Origin of the sequence: Sporomusa rhizae (genome assembly GCF_041428845.1) — a bacterium.
Lineage (GTDB): Bacteria > Bacillota > Negativicutes > Sporomusales > Sporomusaceae > Sporomusa > Sporomusa rhizae.
Map to the genome: position 1 here is coordinate 887,256 of NZ_CP156925.1, position 19,223 is coordinate 906,478.

At 45.1% G+C, this 19,223-nt stretch carries 21 protein-coding genes; 19 read left to right on the plus strand and 2 right to left on the minus strand.

What is annotated here, in order from left to right:
- The first annotated feature begins 92 nt into the window (after nucleotides 1-92).
- The 11 genes from SRRS_RS04025 (at nucleotide 93) to SRRS_RS04075 (ending at nucleotide 12,342) form a co-directional block, all read left to right on the plus strand.
- Nucleotides 93-1,487 carry a sodium:solute symporter family protein gene (locus SRRS_RS04025; protein ID WP_371366451.1) on the plus strand — a complete coding sequence of 465 codons (1,395 nt, stop codon included), beginning with the start codon at nucleotides 93-95 and terminating at the stop codon, nucleotides 1,485-1,487.
- On the plus strand, nucleotides 1,488-1,745 hold the full coding sequence (locus SRRS_RS04030) for a hypothetical protein (protein WP_371366452.1): 258 nt from the start codon (nucleotides 1,488-1,490) through the stop codon (nucleotides 1,743-1,745).
- Between the two features lie 3 nt (nucleotides 1,746-1,748).
- Nucleotides 1,749-2,291: a hypothetical protein gene (locus SRRS_RS04035; RefSeq protein WP_371366454.1), complete on the plus strand. Its 543-nt coding sequence runs from the start codon at nucleotides 1,749-1,751 to the stop codon at nucleotides 2,289-2,291.
- Nucleotides 2,292-2,438: 147 nt separating this feature from the next.
- Nucleotides 2,439-3,989, plus strand: a complete 1,551-nt coding sequence (gene hutH / locus SRRS_RS04040) for a histidine ammonia-lyase (RefSeq protein ID WP_371366455.1) — start codon at nucleotides 2,439-2,441, stop codon at nucleotides 3,987-3,989.
- 198 nt (nucleotides 3,990-4,187) lie between these two features.
- A complete protein-coding gene (gene phnD, locus SRRS_RS04045) occupies nucleotides 4,188-5,120 on the plus strand; it encodes a phosphate/phosphite/phosphonate ABC transporter substrate-binding protein (protein WP_371366456.1) in 933 nt (310 codons plus the stop codon).
- Nucleotides 5,117-6,544, plus strand: coding sequence for an ATP-binding protein (locus SRRS_RS04050; RefSeq protein WP_371366457.1), 1,428 nt, complete (start codon nucleotides 5,117-5,119; stop codon nucleotides 6,542-6,544). The genes phnD and SRRS_RS04050 overlap by 4 nt, the downstream gene beginning before the upstream one ends.
- Nucleotides 6,541-7,203, plus strand: a complete 663-nt coding sequence (locus SRRS_RS04055) for a response regulator (RefSeq protein WP_371366459.1) — start codon at nucleotides 6,541-6,543, stop codon at nucleotides 7,201-7,203. The genes SRRS_RS04050 and SRRS_RS04055 overlap by 4 nt, the downstream gene beginning before the upstream one ends.
- A 181-nt stretch (nucleotides 7,204-7,384) precedes the next feature.
- On the plus strand, nucleotides 7,385-8,410 hold the full coding sequence (locus SRRS_RS04060) for an ABC transporter substrate-binding protein (RefSeq protein WP_371366461.1): 1,026 nt from the start codon (nucleotides 7,385-7,387) through the stop codon (nucleotides 8,408-8,410).
- 74 nt (nucleotides 8,411-8,484) lie between these two features.
- Nucleotides 8,485-9,576 carry an ABC transporter ATP-binding protein gene (locus tag SRRS_RS04065; protein ID WP_371366462.1) on the plus strand — a complete coding sequence of 364 codons (1,092 nt, stop codon included), beginning with the start codon at nucleotides 8,485-8,487 and terminating at the stop codon, nucleotides 9,574-9,576.
- Nucleotides 9,573-11,264 (plus strand): ABC transporter permease, encoded by a 1,692-nt coding sequence (locus SRRS_RS04070; RefSeq protein WP_371366464.1) that lies wholly within the window; start codon nucleotides 9,573-9,575, stop codon nucleotides 11,262-11,264. Before SRRS_RS04065 ends, SRRS_RS04070 begins: the two co-directional genes overlap by 4 nt.
- 7 nt (nucleotides 11,265-11,271) lie before the next feature.
- Complete coding sequence (locus SRRS_RS04075; RefSeq protein WP_371366466.1) at nucleotides 11,272-12,342, plus strand: ABC transporter ATP-binding protein; 1,071 nt, start codon at nucleotides 11,272-11,274, stop codon at nucleotides 12,340-12,342.
- Between the two features lie 89 nt (nucleotides 12,343-12,431).
- On the opposite strand, the gene SRRS_RS04080 is transcribed toward SRRS_RS04075, so the two are convergent.
- A complete protein-coding gene (locus tag SRRS_RS04080) occupies nucleotides 12,432-12,785 on the minus strand; it encodes a winged helix-turn-helix transcriptional regulator (RefSeq protein WP_371366467.1) in 354 nt (117 codons plus the stop codon).
- Between the two features lie 204 nt (nucleotides 12,786-12,989).
- Between SRRS_RS04080 and SRRS_RS04085 the strand changes: the two genes are divergently transcribed.
- From SRRS_RS04085 to SRRS_RS04095, 3 genes are all read left to right on the plus strand, one after another.
- Complete coding sequence (locus tag SRRS_RS04085; RefSeq protein WP_371366469.1) at nucleotides 12,990-13,568, plus strand: flavodoxin family protein; 579 nt, start codon at nucleotides 12,990-12,992, stop codon at nucleotides 13,566-13,568.
- A gap of 46 nt (nucleotides 13,569-13,614) precedes the next feature.
- Entirely contained in the window at nucleotides 13,615-14,145 is a 531-nt protein-coding gene (locus SRRS_RS04090) for a ferredoxin domain-containing protein (RefSeq protein ID WP_371366471.1), read from the plus strand.
- Between the two features lie 342 nt (nucleotides 14,146-14,487).
- Nucleotides 14,488-14,835 (plus strand): ASCH domain-containing protein, encoded by a 348-nt coding sequence (locus SRRS_RS04095; RefSeq protein WP_371366473.1) that lies wholly within the window; start codon nucleotides 14,488-14,490, stop codon nucleotides 14,833-14,835.
- Between the two features lie 142 nt (nucleotides 14,836-14,977).
- Here SRRS_RS04095 and SRRS_RS04100 read toward each other — a convergent pair whose 3' ends face one another.
- Nucleotides 14,978-15,484: a hypothetical protein gene (locus SRRS_RS04100; RefSeq protein ID WP_371366474.1), complete on the minus strand. Its 507-nt coding sequence runs from the start codon at nucleotides 15,482-15,484 to the stop codon at nucleotides 14,978-14,980.
- A 204-nt stretch (nucleotides 15,485-15,688) separates the two neighbouring features.
- Here SRRS_RS04100 and SRRS_RS04105 point away from each other — a divergent pair, with 204 nt between their 5' ends.
- The 5 genes from SRRS_RS04105 to SRRS_RS04125 all read left to right on the plus strand — a co-directional run bounded on the left by SRRS_RS04105 (nucleotide 15,689) and on the right by SRRS_RS04125 (nucleotide 19,223).
- Nucleotides 15,689-16,159, plus strand: coding sequence for a GNAT family N-acetyltransferase (locus tag SRRS_RS04105; RefSeq protein ID WP_371366476.1), 471 nt, complete (start codon nucleotides 15,689-15,691; stop codon nucleotides 16,157-16,159).
- Nucleotides 16,160-16,213: 54 nt separating this feature from the next.
- The gene (locus SRRS_RS04110) at nucleotides 16,214-16,588 is read left to right on the plus strand and encodes a cytidine deaminase (RefSeq protein ID WP_371366478.1); all 375 of its coding nucleotides are present in this window, start codon (nucleotides 16,214-16,216) and stop codon (nucleotides 16,586-16,588) included.
- Nucleotides 16,589-16,633: 45 nt separating this feature from the next.
- Nucleotides 16,634-17,170, plus strand: coding sequence for a dihydrofolate reductase family protein (locus SRRS_RS04115; RefSeq protein WP_371366480.1), 537 nt, complete (start codon nucleotides 16,634-16,636; stop codon nucleotides 17,168-17,170).
- A 43-nt stretch (nucleotides 17,171-17,213) separates the two neighbouring features.
- A complete protein-coding gene (locus SRRS_RS04120) occupies nucleotides 17,214-17,717 on the plus strand; it encodes a GrpB family protein (protein ID WP_371366481.1) in 504 nt (167 codons plus the stop codon).
- 189 nt (nucleotides 17,718-17,906) lie between these two features.
- On the plus strand, nucleotides 17,907-19,223 hold the full coding sequence (locus SRRS_RS04125) for an ATP-binding protein (protein ID WP_371366483.1): 1,317 nt from the start codon (nucleotides 17,907-17,909) through the stop codon (nucleotides 19,221-19,223).

Below are 19,223 nucleotides of genomic sequence, written 5' to 3' on the forward strand. Positions count from 1 at the left end.
TTTTTTGGCATGATAATTGCTCTAAATGAAAGTAGTGAGTTACATACAACCCAGCTACAGGAAAAGATAATATTAAAGGTAGGTGTAATTAAATGTTTTTATCATCTTTAGACAATGTGGTTATTGCTGTATTTTTGCTATTTATTGTATTTGTCGGTTACCATTTTTCCAAAGCCGTAAAAGACATGGAAAGTTTTTATCTGGGTAATCGCAATCTGCCCTGGTCCTTAATTGTAGGTGCTCTGGTAGCTACCTGGTATGGCGGGGTAGGTACGGTGGGAACGGTAGAATATGCTGCCTTGTATGGCCTTTCTGTTTGGCTTATCTGGTGCGTTACCGCTCATGCCGGCCGGATACCACTGGCTTTGTGGGTCGGCCCCAAAATTCATGTCAGAACCGATATAACGGTACCCGATTTGCTGGAGAGTGTCTATGGCAAAGGCGTGGCCATACTTGGCGCCATTCTTATGCTGGTTTATTGCACTCAGGTGGGGAACGTGACTGCGATGGGCTTTATTGGCAAGGCAGCATGGGGAATTGATAATGTAATCTCCGGTGTTACCTGTGTAGGGGTTGTCATAGTGCTGACTGTGCTGGGGGGGCTTATGGGGGTTGCTGTAACCGATATGGTATTGTTTTGGTGCATGTGCTTTGGTCTGACAATGGTGCTGCCCGGGCAATGGGCGGATATTGGCGGCTGGGCCGGCCTGCAGCAAGCATTGGCGGGTACGCCGGAAATGTTGGATCCTATAGGCGGTTTTACACCTATGAAGGCGCTAATGCTGATCGTGTTGTCTTTCGGGGTTTATGCCGATCCTACTTTTTATCAGCGGTTTTCTGCGGCTAATTCGCCGAAAGTAGGCCGGCGGGCCTTACTCTCCTGTTTTACTATTTGGGTTTGCTTTGATATTGTGCTGACGCTGACCGGACTGATCGTTAAAGCCAAATACCCTGAGATGGCGCCAGGTGAAGGTTATATCAAGGTAGTTTTGGAAAGTCTGCCCGAAGGCGTTAGGGCACTGTTTATTATTGGTCTGTTAGGAGGAACGATATCTGCTCTGGATGGCTATTATTTGTCGGGAGGAGCCACGCTTGCCAATGACATTTATGCCAGAGTAAAAGGCAATCTTACGCAAAAACAACTGGTGACTGCCACCCGAATCGGTATTATTATTGTTGCTGTGATGGCTTCGTTAGCGGCCTTTCAATTTACGACTGCGCAGGATGCCTTTATTTTTATAAGCAGCCTGTGGATGGCAGCTGGCTTTGTGCCGATAGTCGGAGCTTTAATCTGGTCAGGGAAAAAGACGGTGCTGGGCGGTTACATGGGACTGCTTGCCGGCATTATTGTTTTCTCATACTTTAAAGTATTTCCTTTGGAAGCATTCGAAATGGAACCCCTTGTTGCCGCTTTGCCGGTATCGCTGATCGCTTGGCTTATTGGCAACAAGTTCGGCAAAACAGTTGCTACTAAGGAGGCAGTGTAAATGACGAAAAAAGATTTGGAAATAAGCTGGTTTGGTCTTGATGGTTTTTTAGTTGTTTTATACTTTGTTTTTGTTGCGATAATCTACTATGCTATCACAGCGCGAAATGATTTCATTGTTGGGGTCGCCATACCTTATGGCCTTATGATTACCGTAACCCTTATTTTTCTTAATTACTTGTCAATTGTGTTCAAGTTTAGTAAAGCTAAAGGCAAAGGTAGTGATGGAGGCCCAAAATCGGATTGTGTTGGAGAGTAACCTATGAATATCAGGGCATTTCCCATTTGCATAGCAAAAGAAGAAGCAGGTAAAATGGCTGAAGCACAGGGGTATTGGCTGAGGAAAATATTTTGTCCTGGCAAATCTTTATCAGAAGTCAGGCTGCATTTTATTGAATGTAAGTTGATTACTTATGAAGTTACCCATCAGCCCAACCTATTAGACAGGTTGTTTGCCCGGAAGGAAAAAGCCCGCAAACAGGAAATTACTATGCTGGCGGACGGCAGCTGCAGTTCTGTAGCCTGGGTTGATACTGTGCCTGGTATTGTAATATTGGAAAATGTGCATGAGGATCAAATTCAATATGCCGATAAAGACGATAAATTTTTGATTAACAAGGGTCGTTCGGCAGCTTTAAAAGTTATACACCGGCATGTAGGAGGAATTCCCGAGATTAGGGAGATCAAGGTCGAAAGCATATTCAGACCTTATTGGATCGCATTTTTTGGCGAAGTCATCGAAGGGCAAAAAGCTCATTACTCTCCCATTGCAGCCGACGGGTATATGATTCAAAAAACTATTTGACAGTGAAAGATATGATTATTTTTCAAGGAAGATGCAGCTATAGAATGTGAAGACTGACGAAGTTGATTTTCGATTAGACTGGCAAAAAGGATTGTATTAAAGGGGAAGCAGTGAACTCACGTTTCTCCTTAATCAGGAGGCAGAATTATGGGGGAACAGGAGAATGTTGATAATACATCAGTCATAGTTCTTGGCGGAAAAATGAGCATTGAAGAATTAGTGGCAGTTGCCCGTTTTGGTGCTAAGGTCGAGTTTTCTGATGAATATTGTCAACGCGTAAGAAAATCTCGCAGTTTGGTGGAAAAATGGGTTAGTGAAGAGCGTGTAATGTATGGCATTACCACTGGCTTTGGTGCCATGTGTACTCAGGCAATATCACCGGAGGAAACGACTCAGCTGCAAAGAAATATTGTGTTGTCACATGCTACTTCGGTAGGGGAACCGTTATCAACTGAAGAAGTGCGGGCAACCATGTTTATGGTATTGCAGAATGTAGGGCAGGGATTTTGTGGCGCACGGATGGAGACGGTTGAATTGTATCGACAGTTTCTTAACCGAGGTCTTACACCATTCGCCCCCCGGGAAGGATCGGTAGGGTATCTTAGTCCTGAGGCCCATATGGCATTAGTGTTAATCGGCGAAGGCCAGGCCTATGTGGGCCAAGAGCTTTTACCTGCCAAGGAAGCGCTGCGGCGGGTTGACCTTGCACCAACCGAACTGTCCGCTAAGGAAGGATTAGTTCTGGTTTCCGGGACGACCAGTGTGACTGCGCTGGGTGCTCTTGCTCTGTACGATATGTTGAATGCGGCAAAGTGCGCCGATATTATTGGTTCCATGACGCTGGAAATATTAAAAGGGACTACACGGGCATTTGATGAGCGGCTGATGAGTGTTCGACCCCATGCAGAGCAACGAGACACAGCTGCGAATATACGAAATATATTAAAAGACTCAGAGATTGCGGCGCATTTTCAAAATTATCGCTTGCAGGATGCAATGTCAATCCGCTGCATACCGCAGCTTCATGGTGCCGCCAAGAAAACGCTGAAAGATGCGTTAAAAACCATTGAAACCGAAATAAATTCCTGCTGTGACAACCCGATTATCTGGCCGGAAGGAGAGGACGGCGAAGCAATCTCCGGCTGTAACGCCGATTCCTCCTATGTAGGAATTGAGATGGATTCCGCGTGTATCGCTGCCACTATGCTGGCAAAAATGTCAGAACGCAGGAATAACCGGCTGGTAGATGGCAATGTTTCGGAATATCCTCCCTTTTTAATAAAAAAACCGGGGCTCAATTCAGGGTTAATGGTCCCACAATATACACAGGCCGGTTTGCTTAATGATATGAAGATATTGTCACATCCGGCAACAGTTGATGGTATACCCACTTGTGGCAATCAGGAAGACTATGTGGCTATGGGTTATAATGCCGTAAAAAAGGCCAGGCAAATTGCCGAAAAACTGGAATTTATCTTAGCAATTGAGTTGTTATCGGTATATCAGGCGCAACAATTTTTGGAGTTGGATAAGGCGCCGGCAACTGCTGTTCAGGCAGTGCTGGCGGAAATTGCCGTAACTGTACCGGTTATGAGTGAAGATATTTTCTTGTACCCTTATATTAATGGCATCAAAAATTTGATTCATCAACAAAAAATAGTTGAGTTGGTGGAAGCAAAGGTAGGCCGATTATTATAAAAAACAGATAAAACGAAACGCACGAAAGGGATAGTTCTGCACACTATCCCTTTCGTGCGTTATGATATGAGGGCCGGGTTGCTTTTTAGTTATATACGGGCAATCTGTAAATTTCGGGGGAGGATTTACCCTTTCCGAAATAGAATGACATAATATTATTGTAGGTAACACACACTTTCTGATTTGGGCGGGCGGATTATGAATCGAAACGTTTTTCGGTTTGTTTGTTTATGTACGATTGTGCTGGCCTTTTGCACAGGCTGCGGCTCTTTCGTGAATAATGGTAAATACATCGATTTTAAAAAGATGGAAGCGCCGCCGGACATTTCTGCCGTCGACGCAGATTCTCATGCTCTGCGGGTAGCGATTTCCTCGGTGCTATTGCCGCAGGAAACCGTTATGCATTACCGCTCTATTGCTACTTTTCTCGGTCAGCATGTCAACAGGCCGGTGATTTTGATTCAACGAAAAAGTTATGCAGAGATTGCTTTATTGCTCTTAAATGGCGGCGCGGACGTCGCGTTCTTCTCCTCCGGAGAATATGCAAATTACAGTGGCTTTAACGAGATTGAGATGCTGGCCTCGCAACAGCGGCTGGGTGTCCCCTATTATCAGGGGTATATTGTTGTGGCGAAGGACAGCGATATAAACGATATATCTGATCTAAAAGGCAAGACGGTCGCCTTTACCGACCCATTAAGCTATTCCGGCTACACATTTTTAGAACAGTTGCTTCGGCAAAACAACGAGACCCCGGAAACGTTCTTTGGACGCTATATTTACACATATAGTCATGATAAATCTTTTCGCGCGGTTGCCAACAAGGTGGTAGATGCTGCCCCGGTGACCAGCATCGTATATGACCGGGCCAAACAAAGGCAGCCGGAGCTGGCGGAAGCGGTCAAAATTATTGCCGTTTCGCCGCCTGCCGGGATAGGACCGGTAGTAGTAGGCAAAAGTGTAAGTCAGGGTCAGCGGGAAATTTTGCGAAAAGTACTGCTCACCATGCATGAAAACCCGGATATGAGACCGGCACTGCAGGGCTTGTCGATTGACCGGTTCGTACCGCCTCAGCCGGAGCTGTATGAACCCATTCGGCGGATGCTGCGGGAAAAGAGAGAACAGATATGAAGATGTCACGCCTCTCAATTTATTATCGGATATTGGCAATGGCGCTATTGATCATTGCGTTACTTAGTCTTGCCACCGGCTTAATTGTTTGGAATTCCCTTGAGGATATTGTTTCTAAGCAGCTGCAGAAGCGTGGGGTCGAGATGGCAACCCACGTAGCCCTGGCCGGCGGAAATTATGTTTTGATGGATGATCCCTACAATCTCAATGAGTTAGCGGAGCAGACAGCCGCAAGCAGCGAAGATGTGCGATATATTCTAATCATCGACAATAACAAGCGGCTGCTGGCGCATACCTTTCATGGCGGTATACCCAAGGGGCTGTTGGAAGATATGCCTGAGGTTACTCAGCAAAGAATATCGGTATTTAACTCTAATGAAGGGCCTATCCATGATATTGTTGTTCCCATCGAAAATGGAGCAGTTGGTTATGTTCGGGTTGGTATGACCGAGGAGTATACGCGAAAATCAATTAATCAGCATATAAAAGACGTAGTGCTTACTATTTTCGTTATTTGCGCGCTGGCAGTATTCTTATCCAGCAAGATATCGGTGCGAATTACCAATCCGATCCGCAAGCTGGCGGAAGTTGCCGAATCGATAACCCGGGGAAATCTTAAGATTCGCGCCGATATTCGTGATACAGGCGAGGTTGGCAAGCTGGCCGCCGCGTTTAACGAGATGGCTGCCAGTCTAATTAAGGCGAGTGACGATAAGGAAGTTCTGCTCGGTGAGCTGCGTGCCAAGGAACAATTGCGGGATACGCTGATTACCAAGCTGATGACTGCGCAGGAAGATGAACGCAAGCGGATTTCCCGCGAGTTGCATGATGAAACCAGCCAGGCTCTAACCTCACTGATGTTGACCATGCGGGTTTTGGCGGAGGATGCGCCGAATGAGGAACAACGAGAGGCTTTGCTGCTGGCTCGTGACGTCGCCGCCAATATTTTGCGGGAGGTTCGCGATCTTGCGATCGAGCTGAGACCGCCGGCTTTGGATGATCTCGGGTTAGTTGCTGCGATAGAACGATATAGTGAGAAATTTGCCAGCCGCCATGGCTTAGACATTGACCTCTGTACATCAGGCCAGCAAACTTCAGTGGATGACCAAATTGCTGTGGCTCTGTACCGGATTGTCCAGGAGAGCCTTAATAATGTCGTTCAGCACTCCGGCGCCACCACTGTGGCAATCGATATAACCTTTCAGCCTGATCAGATTATGGTCACTATCGCTGACAATGGCCGGGGAATCTCCGATGCTGATCTAATTCGGGCCAAGAAAGAACATCGGCTTGGCCTGTATGGAATGTGTGAACGGGTAGAACTTCTGCAAGGCAGGTTGGATATTAGACAGTCCCCTGAGGGCGGTACAGAGCTCTTCATTGCCATTCCTCAATTCCACCCGCGGAAAGGAGAATCATCGTGAAACAAAAGCTAAAGGTGTTATTGGCGGATGACCATAAACTGCTTCGTTCCGGATTGAAACTGTTATTGCAGCGGAATCCTAATATGCAGGTAGTTGGCGAGGCGGCGGATGGTGAGCAGGCGATACAACTCTTTGAACAGCTGCAACCGGATATGTTGTTGCTTGACCTGTCTATGCCTCAGATGGATGGAATTGAATGCCTCAAGGAGATCAAAAGCCGTGACCCCGAGGCTAAGGTGATTGTATTAACGATGCACGAGGATGAGAGTTATATCAAGCGGGCCATGGAAGCAGGTGCCTCTGCGTACGTACCCAAAAGCGCAGCCGACACGGATTTGTTTAAAGCGATTGAGGCTGTGCAGGCCGGGGGGATTTATCTCAGCCAACAGGCTTCCAGCTTGTTGCTGCACGTTTTACTAAACCGGGAACAGGAAGCGGTGGATAAAAAAGCTCCTTATGTTCTGCTCAGTCCCCGGGAACGGGAGGTCTTACGCCTGGTCGCCCACGGTTATTCGCTGGCCGAGGTAGCAGAGAGACTATCGCTGAGTATTAGAACTGTGGATACGTATAAAGTACGGCTAATGGAGAAACTGAAAGCTACCAAAAAGAGTGAATTGGTTAGTTATGCCCTCAAGTACGGTCTATTGTCGGTGGAATAGTCTTTGTCCGTGATTTTTACGACAGCAAGATAGGTGATTTTTCCGACAGTAAGTTACGTTATTTTTACGATACATAGCAGCCTTTTATTGTGTGATAATTTAGAAAAGCACAATAAAAGGCTGCTTTTTTTAAGTGTAAGAACCCATAGAATAATTTAAAACAAGGAGGATTTCCCGGGAAATGAGTAAAAAAAGCATTCTTCTGTTAGTAATTGTCATGTTGTGCAGTACCCTGCTCGCAGGCTGCGGTGGCGGCGATAAGAAGACAGAAGCACCTGCCGCAGGCAAAAAACTTGTCATTTATACGTCTATGAAGGAATCTCTTATTAGTCAGATTGTTGAGGGATTCAAGAAGAAAAACCCCGGTATTGAGGTCGATTACCAGTCCGCCGGCGCCGGCAAGCTTATGGCCAAAATCGCGGCAGAGCGGCAAAGCGGCCATATCCTGGCAGATGTTATCTGGACAAGTGAGGTTCCTGATTTCTACAGCATGAAGAAAGAGGGCATCTTAGAGCAATACAAGACACCGCTGATTAACGAAATCTTAAATCCTTTTGCCGATTATGATGGATCCTTTACCGCAGCTCGACTGGGAACACTCGGTATAGCTATCAATACGGATAAAATTAAGACTCCGCCTGCTCAGTGGTCCGACCTGTTGAAACCGGAATACAAAGGAGCCTTCGCCATAGCGGATCCTGCTCTCTCCGGAACATCGTACATGAGTGTGGCGTTATTAGAAAAGCAATTCGGCTGGGAGTTCTTTGAAAAACTGCACGGCAATCAGGCCAGAATCGGTAAAGGCTCCGGTCAGGTTATTGACGATACTGCCTCAGGCGAACTGGCTGCCAGCCTTGCCGTTGACTACATCACCAACGACAAAGTGAATAAAGGTGCCCATATTGCACTTTATTATCCGCCGGAACTGTTAGTTGTTCCCAGTCCTGTGGCAATATTCAAGGGAAGTTCCAACATGGATGTGGCGAAGAAATTTGTAGACTATCTTCTGAGCCAGGAAGCGCAGACGTTGATTGCCAAAGAGGGTACGCTTTCCGTGCGCAAAGACGTGAAGAGCCCGGAAAAGTTCAAGCTGCCTGATTCGGAAGACGCTTTGAAGCGCTCTATCAAAATCGACTACGCAGCCAGTCTGACTACTAAGGAAGCGACGATCAAGAAGTTTACGGAAACGCTACAGGTTAAGAAGTAATTTAACAAAGCAACCTGCTTATTTCAGCGGGGCGGATAGTTCCGTTCCGCCGTTTTTTTTAGGGGAGGTAGAGTATGGAAATAATTCGGGTAGAAGGTATCGCGAAGAGTTACGGCAAACATCAGGTACACAAAGATCTCACACTCTCCATTAAGCGGGGTGAGTGTTTTACCTTGTTGGGGCCATCAGGTTGTGGCAAGACTGTGCTGCTCAGGCTTATCGCCGGTTTTGAGACTCCCGACACCGGGAAGATATTCATAGATAATACGGTAGTTTCCGACCCGGCGGGAGGCATAACTGTTTCCCCCGACCGTAGAGGACTTGGTGTAGTATTTCAGGATTATGCGGTTTGGCCGCACATGACAGTATTTGACAATGTCGGGTATCCTTTGAAAATCGCCAAAGTGTCGAAAAATGAACTAAGGGAAAGGGTTATGGCAGCTATCAAGATGGTCGGGATGAACGGCCTTGAGCGTCGTCTGCCGTCGGAGCTTTCCGGTGGTCAGCAGCAGCGCGTGGCGTTGGCCCGTGCTCTTGTTGCCAATCCGTCCGTGATGCTGTTGGATGAGCCGCTGACCAACCTGGACGCCAATCTGCGTGAGGAAATGCGGTTTGAGATCAAAGAGCTGCAGCGCAAGCTGAATATTACCGTTCTCTATGTTACGCATGATCAGGAGATTGCTCTTGCTATCTCGGACCGGATGGCCATTATGGACGAGGAGGGCAGGATACGTCAGACCGGCAATCCGTGGGAGATTTTTGAACGGCCGGCCGATTCGTTTGTCTTCAATTTCATGGGCATAGCGAACTTCATTCCGGTGCGGCGAGACGGGGAGGCTTATCTGGTGGGCAACGGTAAGCAACCCATTCCGTGGGAGGCCCCCCAAGGGGACGCACCTAACTGGGCCGCAGGCTTCCGCCCCTCCGACGTACAGATTGCCCGCCAGGGAACCGGTCTTAGGGGCACGGTAAAGCGCGCTAACTTCCTTGGTGCTATGATGGATTATCTCATTGAGGTAGACGGTGCGCAGCTGCGTACCAGCCTGGAGACGCACGAGGCTATCGCCAAGGGGCTTATGTTCAAAGAAGGAGAGGATTGCGTGATTAGTTTCCGGGACCTCCTGTGGTTCAACGCGGAAAGCCTGAAGGAGGTAGTGAAACAATGAGTGCAATCAACCAAAAGAACAGTTTTGGCGTAGCGCAGGTTATCTTATTTCTCGCCATTGCCATTTTAGTTATTGTGGTGGCTGTTCCGGTTCTGTTGATTTTCTTCAACGCATTCTGGGTGGACGGCAAGTTCAATATCAGTGATGTCGCCAAGATCCTTGCGCAACCGGAGACCTATCAGGCCCTGAAAAACTCGCTTATTATCGCCGCCGGCACGACGATTGGCAGCACTATCGTCGGTACTTTTTTTGCTTGGTTAGTGACACGTACCGACCTTCCTTACAAGGGGTTTATGAAGGCCATGTTCTTAGTACCGTTCATGCTCCCGTCCTTTATCGGTGCTCTGGCCTGGAAGATGCTGCTATCCCCCAATGCCGGGTTCATTAATAAATTTTTTATGAATAATTTTGGTTTTGATGGCCCGATATTTAATATCTACAGTTATCTCGGCATTTGTCTGGTAGAGATCATGTATTTGTTTCCCTTTGTCTTCATCCAGGTGTGCGGTGCGCTGGAACGTATGGACCCGACCCTGGAGGAGTCAGCCCGTATATCAGGGGCGGGACTGTTCACCATTACCAGAAAAATTACCATTCCGTTGGTAATGCCAAGTATCCTTTCCGGTTCGCTGCTTATCATGCTTTACTCGATGGCGCACTTCGGCACGGTGGCTGTGCTTGGTATTGAAAATGGGATATTCAATATCCCAACCCTCATTTATCAGCGCATACACCAGAGCGGCGGCAGTTTTGACGCGATACGGACAGGTACAGTGCTGGCCACTGTGCTGGTTATAACAGCGGCCTTAATCATTTGGCTGCAAGGTAAGATCCTGAGTAAGGGGCATTATCAGATTATCGGTGGAAAAAGCTTCCGGCCGATGGAATTGAAACTGCGTGCTTTGCGTATGCCGCTTCTGATCCTTTGCCTTGTATATATTGCTGTTACCATTGTCCTGCCTACGGTGGTTATTTTCCTGGTCGGCGGACTGAAGACTTACGGATTGCCCTTCACTTGGGAGAATCTCTCGATTAGTAACTATAAATTCATCCTCTTTGACTACAAGGTAACCAAAGATGCCATCTGGAACAGCGTTACGCTGGGCTTGAGCGCGGCGCTTATTACCATGTTCGCCGGCGTTATGATCTCCTACGTCATTGTCAAGATGAGGGTACGGGGCAAACGCATCTTAGAGTTTCTGGGGATGCTGCCCTTCTCGGTTCCCGGTTCGGTAATCGCCCTTGGCGTGATACTTGCCTGGAGCGGTCAATTTGGCATAAACCTCTATAACACGGTCTGGATCATCTTGGTCGCCTATATTGCGCGTTATATGGCCTTCTCCCTCAAAGCCAACTCGGCGGCTTTGGAGCAGGTGCATGATTCCCTGGTAGAGGCATCCCGGGCTTGTGGGGCGACCATGTGGCAATCCCTCAAGGATATCGTATTGCCGCTTGTACGCCCCGGAATGCTGGCGGCTTTCTTCCTGATTTTTCTCCCCTCGCTGCGGGAACTGACTGTGTCCATCATGCTGTACTCGCCTACCACCCGTACCATCGGGGTTGCGATATACACCCTGAATGAGGATGGAGAAACTGTAGCTTCGGCGGCCTTGGCCGGCATTGCCCTGATCATAATTATTGTGGGGCAGACGCTGATCAACCGTTTCACAAGAAAGGCAGGTGCGTAAGAGGATCATGTCTCATGTGCGCTTATTGAATGTTACAAAGAAGTTCGGCGACGTTACTGCCGTTAATTCACTAAACCTGGAGATTGGCAAGGGAGAGTGCTTCTCGATGCTGGGGCCGTCCGGCTGCGGCAAGACCACGACCCTCCGTATGGTAGCCGGTTTCGAGGATTTGAGCGAAGGGGAGATATATGTCGGGGATCGTCTGATCTCCTCCCCTAAGAAAAATTATTACCTGCCGCCGGAAAAGCGTAACTTCGGCATGGTTTTTCAGGCGTTTGCCGTCTGGCCACATCTGTCGGTGTATGAAAATGTCGCTTTTCCGCTGCGTATCCGCAAAGTTTCTGCCGCTGAGATCGAGAAACGTACGAAAGATGCGCTGCGCTCCACCAATCTGTTGAAGGTGGCAGATGGCAGTCCGGCAGACCTCTCGGGCGGCGGCAAGCAACGGGTGGCGCTGGCACGGGCGCTGGCTATCAATCCTGATGTCATGCTCCTGGATGAGCCGCTGTCAAGTTTGGACCCGCATTTGCGCGAGGAGATGCGCTTTGAAATAAAGGACTTACAGAGAAAGTACGGCTTTTCCATCATCTATGTAACCCACGACCAGTCCGAGGCCATGGCCCTTTCCGACCGCATACTGGTCATGAAATCAGGTGTTGTGCAGCAGATCGATACGCCACTCAATGTCTACAACCAGCCGGCCAATAAGTTCGTCTTCAGTTTTATTGGTCTCTCTAACTTCCTGGATATTGTCTGGGAGGATGGCCAGGCGTTCGTGCGCGGCGAGAATACAGCGCTGCCGGAGAGCCTGACTCCACCGGAAAACATGCATGGCAAAGGTATGCTTTCCTTGGCAAGCCGTCCCTCGGAGATAGATTTTGTGAGTGACAGTGACGAGGGTGGACTGCGCGGTATTGTCAGTCGCAAAGCCTTCCTGGGCGAAATTATTGACTATCAGGTGAAAATCGGCGGTCAGGAGATTCGCGTCCAAAAAGGACGCCGCGCCCCAGGACCTGAAGTCGGTGAAGCCTGTTGTCTGCGTTTATTGCGCCCCTTCTGGTATAACGGAGAGCAATAGAGTTTTGCATAGCAAAAAAAGGCTCAACAGCAGTAGGTTACTGCTTGTTGAGCCTTTTGCAATTTTACGTGTTGGTTCAATGAACCCCGTCACTTAACATTTTTTTCATCCATTGGTTCCATGGTATTGGCATAATTAAGTCCCCATTGACATAAAGTTTCTAAAACAGGTAAAAGACTTTTGCCGTCCGGTGTAAGAGAGTATTCTACTTTTGGTGGAATTTGTGTATATATATGTCGATTCACCAATCCGCTGGCTTCCAGTTCCCGCAGTTGTTGTGTCAACATCTTCTGGGTTATCTTTGGTAATGATTTTTTTAATTCACTAAAGCGCAGGGCATTGTCGCCTAAATGCCAGAGAATCAGGGATTTCCACTTGCCGCCAATAAGATCCAGCGTTAATTCCATTGAGCAATTATATTGGATATTTTTGAATGTAATCATAGGTGTTCACTCCAATAGCTTTAAAAATAAAATTGATGTTTTAGGTATATAAATGGATACTATAGCACAATAAAGTGCGTACTTGCTAAAATATATTATATCATTTATCGTTGTAGTTGGATAGTTGGTAAGACATTTATTAAAATATGCCGGCTGCTCGTTACGTGGGAGGCATGAAATTTTGAGAGGAAGAGAGTGATTGGTATGAAAGTGATCGCATTTAACGGAAGTCCAAGAGTTAATGGAAATACAGCGCAAAGCCTGAAATTTGTTTTGGATGAACTGGAAAAGGAAGGCATCGAGACGGAACTGATCCAACTGGGAGGGCGTAAAGTATACGGGTGTCTTGCCTGTGGCAAATGTTGGGAAACAAAAGATAACCGGTGTATTCGCCAGGATGATGAAATGAATACCTTTATCCAGAAGATGATTGAGGCGGATGGAATTATTATCGGTTCTCCCACTTATTTTAGTAACGTATCTACAGAAGTAAAGGCGCTTATTGATCGCTGTGGCTTTGTCGCTAAGGCTAACGGTGGCAATATGCTGCGGGGAAAAGTGGGAGCGGCAGTAGTTTCTGTGCGCAGGGCAGGAGCAACTTTTACTTATTCGGCAATTAATTTCTTTTTTGGCATTGCCGAGATGGTTATACCTTCCTCCAGTTACTGGAATATGACCTTATCTCTTGATCCGGGCGATGTGCAAAAGGATGCGGAAGGGATACAGACATTCCAAACTCTGGGCAAAAATATGGCGCAGCTATTAAAGCAGATGAAAGGTTAATTTTATTGTAAATCCATGTTGGAACGTTGAGAATGGAGGAATTCTGATGATTATTAGCAGCAAGGAAGCGGAGCAACGAGCGGTAGCGCAAATCGCCGACCTGATGTGTGCGGCGGCGAGAACAGCTCCCAAAGCTAAGGGCATTGATAATCTGGTGACTTTAATTGTCGATGGGCAGGAAAAAGGTCAACTTTCAGCAGAAATGCGACGCATTGCTCAAGAGTCAGGTACACAATTTTTCGGACGGGATGGCGATTGTATTGATAAGGCAGCCTTAGTTGTGCTGTTAGGCCAAAAAGTGAAGCCTCTCGGAGTAACGCCATGTGGCTTTTGTGGTTATGCTGATTGTGCTGAGTGTGCACAAGGTACAGGAATCTGTGCCGTCAGCACCGGTGATCTTGGGATAGCCCTGGGATCCGCCGTTAACGCTGCTGCTTTGCATCATGCCGACAATAGAGTAATGTTTAGCGTGGGCAAAGCAGCTATCAACATTGGCCTTTTTGACAAAGATGTCAAAATCGCGTATGGAATACCGCTGAGTATATCCGGCAAGAGCCCCTTCTTTGATCGGGGATAAATTTTTGTTTACGCCGAAGTAATCTCAATTAAAAATAACCGTCTAAAGCATCTGGTGTTAATGGTGCTTTAGACGGTTATTTTAATTATAGTAAGTTTATTTATTTTGCGATTACTATGCGATTTTTGGCCAAGCGCCTTCTATTTTCTATAAAGAGTTCATAGATTGATAATATTAGAATTCATTGGTAAATCAACAGAGATTTTTAAAAAAACTTTACAGGATTTTATACGTAAATGCAGAATTAAATAACAATTAGTAACAATGGTTTATCCTATGTCGCAAAATTATGTACAAACGTCCAATGTGATTAGAGGTTAATATAGTTATGGAGGGATTGCCATGTTTGCACTTAACTTTATTTCAGAGCACAATGAAAAGTTATTACTGTCACGCCAGAAAAGCGCTACTATTCGTCCGGGAGATTTGAGGGATGTTTATCCTGAAAACTCGATCGTTTGGGTAACTGTTGGCAAACGATATGGTCAGAAAAAAAGACTATTCACAGCCATCATTGACCGAGTACTCACAAAAAAATACAGAGATTTGACGACAAAAGAATTGGAGCACCAAAATCCGGAGATTAAAAATGTCGAAGAGCTCATTAAAATCTTTGAAGATATCTATGAAAAACAAATTCATATTGATGATACGGTAACGGTAATTCACTTTTCCGAAATAGAAGAATAGAAATAGGGACTAATAAAATATAAACGAGGGTGTGACGAGAGGGATAGTATCTCAGCAAATGAGGTATCTTCGCTCTGCAATGTCGCCCTCGTTTTTTGTTTATTCCGCTGCAATTGAACTTTGCTTTTGTCTTTTTTCCCGATTATTTTTTTAACTGTTGTTTGCAATCGATTTGATTAGGAATACCAACACAAGATTTTAATATTTCCATCATACTTTGTACATTAACTTTATGAGCAGCTTCCGAGTTTAATTGCTGCTTAAGGTTCAGATTATTATTTTCCCCGGCTAGGCAAGCTTTCTGTTTTGCTTTTTCAAAATCAGTCGCTGATGCATCTAATTGGCTTATAGGAACTCTATTAATTAATATTTTATTTCCTTTTGAGTCAACGAGATAAGTACAGTAATAATTTCCTTCGACTTGTAAAACAAATTGTTTTTTCTGCTTTGTGTCTTCTTTCTTATCATCAGAGTCAATGGATTCCTTTGATTGATTGGAGTACACATCTGGAGCTGTTGACTTCGTTGTTTCTGATTTAATATAACTATCGAAATCAGTTTTTTGACTGACCGGTTTTGCAGTTATCTGTGCGTTAGAAGTTTTTTTAAAGTTGTTTAGCAATATATTATCGTTGATGCCATGTATCATTTTATCACCTCATTAGAAGAAACAAATATCTAATAATTTATCGTAATAGTCCTAATATTTCTTAAGTTATTGCGGAACCGGTTCCTGCTACCCTTTACCCCTCGCCTATGAGCCTAGCGAAAAAGGAGACTGCGGTTGCAAAATGATAGGAAAATTTTGTATAATTAGAGAGGATTTATTGATTATTGGAGGATTTACTGCATTATGAGAGATATTTTAATACAACCGGCTGTATCGCGAAATTCAATGGAAACAGAAAAACTAGTACACATCTGGGAACAGTCCGTCAAGGCAACCCACCTGTTTTTAACAGAAACTGATATTGCTATGCTGATCCCAGATGTAAAATTGGGTCTTGAAGCAATTGATAAACTTATAGTAGCTAAGGATCAGTTAGGTGAACCCCTTGGCTTTATGGGGGTAGCAAACAGGAAAATAGAAATGTTGTTTATAAGTCCCGAATATTTTGGCAGAGGCATTGGAACATTGCTTATCAACTATGCAATAAGCGTACTTGATGCAAATCTTGTTGATGTAAATGAACAAAATCCAAAAGCTCTGGGCTTTTACAAACATTCGGGATTTGAAGTATATGACAGATCAGAAATCGATGAACAAGGCCGACCTTTTCCTATCCTGCATATGAAGCTTACTCAGAGTACAAGCATAAAATAAGAAGAGAATACTGTTTAAATGATCGATGCAACCTAAACAGTAAAGGAAGCAGAAATGGAATTCAATAAATTAATCGATATCGCGAAAGCAACGTTAAACCCCCGGGAATTATCAAGAAGTACTTATGCGGGGTCGGTCGCTGCCGTAATACTTACTGATAAGGGAAATGTTTATAAAGGTGTATGTATTGATAGCCCTTGTTCCATGGGATTTTGCGCTGAACATGCAGCTATTGCCGCAATGATTACTGCTGGGGAAAGCAAAATTGTAAAGCTGGTTGCTGTATGCGAAACTGGGGAAATTGTACCTCCATGTGGGAGATGCAGAGAATTCATCAGCCAAATACATGATGAAAATGTTCAATGTGAAGTACAGCTAAAGGATAAGATTGTAACCATTGCCGGCTTGCTGCCGGAGAGATGGAATTAAGAGGTCAAATATGTAGTATATGTATGTATTTGGAGGACTACACTGATGAGAAAAGTTATTTTATATATTTCCATGAGCCTTGATGGAAATATTGCTGATAACAACGGTGGTATTGCCTGGATTGGTGGTCAAAGTGATAACTTTCAAGGTGATTATGGTTATGGTGATTTTATTGAAAGTGTGGACACTGTAATCATGGGAATGACTACATACAGGCAAATAATGACCGAGTTGTCACCCAATGAATGGCCTTACCCAAATCTGAAAAGCTATGTTTTTACACGGCAGGAAGTAGCAAACAATGAAAATGTTGAATTTATCTCAAGTGATATTAGCAAATTCATCAGCACACTGAAAGTTGAAAAAGGAAAGAAGATTTGGATATGCGGCGGTGCCGATATAGCAAATCAGCTTATGAAAGCAGATTTAATTGACGAATATCATGTAACAATTATGCCTGTAATTTTAGGAAATGGGATACAACTGTTTTCAAATGATAACCCTGCTACGCTGCTAAAAATAGAACAGGTAAAAGAAATAAATGGAGTTGTTGATATAGTTTATACTCGCCGAACGGATTGAGTATAATTTGAAATATTCGATTTTTGGAAAGGACATCGTTTAGATGAAAGTTGAAGTCGTAGAATATAACAGTGAATGGCCCAATTTATATCTAGAGGAAGCTAAAAAAATTGAAAATATACTCGGAAATGAATTGGTTGCTATTTACCATATCGGAAGCACCTCAGTAGAGAATTTAAAGGCTAAGCCAATCATAGATATTATGCCTGTGGTAAGGGATATTACAAAAGTTGATGATTATAATAAAGATTTTGAAGCTTTGGGCTACGAGCCAAAAGGCGAATTTGGTATGGTTGGCAGAAGATATTTTAGAAAAGGTTTGGAAAACCGAACCCATCAAATTCATATTTTTGAAATAAGTAATTCAAATGATATTGAAAGGCATTTAGCGGTTCGTGATTATTTAAGAACACACCCGGCGGATGCATTTGAGTATGGAGAACTAAAGAGCCGCTTAGCCACTATGTTCCCTTTCGATATTGAGGCGTATTGTGATGGTAAAGATAATTTCGTTAAAGAGCTGGAAAGAAAAGCGTTGAACAATTAAGTGTAATATTCCCTAAACATTGCCCTTAAACTTAAAAAACCACTTGTTTGCAGAATGCTGCAATATAAGTGGCTTTTTACATTCTGCGGACCGCCCCAACTTCTTTTCTAGTCGATCTGTTATAAATATAAGCAATTTATTTATACTATTGATATCGAATGTATACTCGGGCAGGAGATGATAGCTGATATGAATTCATATCATAGTTTAATAAGGCATGATGGAAACACGCAATTGTTCCATGCGGTAGAAATGTCAATTTTGTCCCAGAGTAACGATCTTCCCTTTCATATACACGCAGAAGGTGTGCGGGGTACCGGAAAGACGAGCATTATGCGGGCGGCGCGGAGTTTGCTGCCACCAATACTACGTATTAAAGGCTGCATTTATAACTGCCATCCTGATGCACCTCACTGTCCCGAGCATAGTCAGTTATCGGCCGGGGAAGTTGAGGCTGTGGGCGTTGAGTATGTACCACGGCCTTTTCTTGAAATATCGCACTCCGCCAAAATAGGAACAGTTGTTGGCAGCATAGATATTGGAAAGCTGACTGATAAAAATACCCCGGTAGCTGCCATCTTGCCGGGAACTATTCCTCAGGCTCACCGCGGAATAATATTTATTGATGAAATAAATAGGCTAGCAGACACGTCGCCCGAGCTAGCCGACGTGCTGCTTGATGTAATGGGCTCCAAACCAGGACGCATTCAGATTGAGGAGACCGGTCTCCCTATGATAAAGATGCCGGTATCTGTCAGTGTCTGGGCAGCTTCAAACCCCGATGAAGATCCTGGTTCTCTCGCTCATATTCGTAAGCAGTTATCTGACCGGTTCGATGCTACGGTGGCAATGGAGTGTCCCCGTGACTATGAGGCCGTTTATGAGATACTTGACCAAGCGATCGACACGCGAAATCAATTAGTGCAGCACATAGAGGTGCCGAATATCTTTACTACCGGTAATCTAAACCGGCTTGAGGTTCAACCTCTTGTTAAGCGGTTATTGGCTAGCATATATGTGGATTTTGAACTGGAAAGTCTGCGGGCCATCAACTCACTGCAGTTGGCGGCGGCGCTATCTGCGCTGCTAACTGGAAAGCAGAACATATCTATTACAGATCTTATGCGTGTTGTGCCTCTTGTACTTGCTCACCGTGTAGATCAATCTACTATAACAAATATTCTAAAATACCTTGAAGCAATTGACTCTGGCGCTGGCACAAATGTAAATCAAGCGGAAGAAGGAGATTTGTCTCTCGTAAATAAATCGGGGTACTTAGTAAGTAATACTCCGTGGTGGAAGCGGTGGTTGGATGCAATACGCGACTGCCTCCAGGCTACAAACTGTCATAATTCAGCACGCTTATCCGATGCCAATAATCAAAGGGGTGGATCAGGAAACTCAGTACTCTCATCACAAACTACTGTTAAGGCTCCCGCTAAGAGAGCAAGGTCTATATATCAGTTGCCGGATGATCAACTAATAACTGTGGAAGAAAAAAAATAG

Excerpts from the sequence above, each read along its gene's own strand:
- SRRS_RS04090 (WP_371366471.1), top strand. The coding sequence starts at position 13,615 with ATGATTATTAGCAGCAAGGAAGCGGAGCAACGAGCGGTAGCGCAAATC.
- SRRS_RS04125 (WP_371366483.1), top strand. The coding sequence starts at position 17,907 with ATGAATTCATATCATAGTTTAATAAGGCATGATGGAAACACGCAATTG.
- SRRS_RS04110 (WP_371366478.1), top strand. The coding sequence starts at position 16,214 with ATGGAATTCAATAAATTAATCGATATCGCGAAAGCAACGTTAAACCCC.
- SRRS_RS04095 (WP_371366473.1), top strand. The coding sequence starts at position 14,488 with ATGTTTGCACTTAACTTTATTTCAGAGCACAATGAAAAGTTATTACTG.
- SRRS_RS04035 (WP_371366454.1), top strand. The coding sequence starts at position 1,749 with ATGAATATCAGGGCATTTCCCATTTGCATAGCAAAAGAAGAAGCAGGT.
- SRRS_RS04050 (WP_371366457.1), top strand. The coding sequence starts at position 5,117 with ATGAAGATGTCACGCCTCTCAATTTATTATCGGATATTGGCAATGGCG.
- hutH (WP_371366455.1), top strand. The coding sequence starts at position 2,439 with ATGGGGGAACAGGAGAATGTTGATAATACATCAGTCATAGTTCTTGGC.
- SRRS_RS04100 (WP_371366474.1), bottom strand. The coding sequence starts at position 15,484 with ATGATACATGGCATCAACGATAATATATTGCTAAACAACTTTAAAAAA.
- SRRS_RS04105 (WP_371366476.1), top strand. The coding sequence starts at position 15,689 with ATGAGAGATATTTTAATACAACCGGCTGTATCGCGAAATTCAATGGAA.
- SRRS_RS04075 (WP_371366466.1), top strand. The coding sequence starts at position 11,272 with ATGTCTCATGTGCGCTTATTGAATGTTACAAAGAAGTTCGGCGACGTT.
- SRRS_RS04085 (WP_371366469.1), top strand. The coding sequence starts at position 12,990 with ATGAAAGTGATCGCATTTAACGGAAGTCCAAGAGTTAATGGAAATACA.
- SRRS_RS04060 (WP_371366461.1), top strand. The coding sequence starts at position 7,385 with ATGAGTAAAAAAAGCATTCTTCTGTTAGTAATTGTCATGTTGTGCAGT.
- SRRS_RS04025 (WP_371366451.1), top strand. The coding sequence starts at position 93 with ATGTTTTTATCATCTTTAGACAATGTGGTTATTGCTGTATTTTTGCTA.
- SRRS_RS04120 (WP_371366481.1), top strand. The coding sequence starts at position 17,214 with ATGAAAGTTGAAGTCGTAGAATATAACAGTGAATGGCCCAATTTATAT.
- SRRS_RS04030 (WP_371366452.1), top strand. The coding sequence starts at position 1,488 with ATGACGAAAAAAGATTTGGAAATAAGCTGGTTTGGTCTTGATGGTTTT.
- SRRS_RS04065 (WP_371366462.1), top strand. The coding sequence starts at position 8,485 with ATGGAAATAATTCGGGTAGAAGGTATCGCGAAGAGTTACGGCAAACAT.
- phnD (WP_371366456.1), top strand. The coding sequence starts at position 4,188 with ATGAATCGAAACGTTTTTCGGTTTGTTTGTTTATGTACGATTGTGCTG.
- SRRS_RS04080 (WP_371366467.1), bottom strand. The coding sequence starts at position 12,785 with ATGATTACATTCAAAAATATCCAATATAATTGCTCAATGGAATTAACG.
- SRRS_RS04070 (WP_371366464.1), top strand. The coding sequence starts at position 9,573 with ATGAGTGCAATCAACCAAAAGAACAGTTTTGGCGTAGCGCAGGTTATC.
- SRRS_RS04115 (WP_371366480.1), top strand. The coding sequence starts at position 16,634 with ATGAGAAAAGTTATTTTATATATTTCCATGAGCCTTGATGGAAATATT.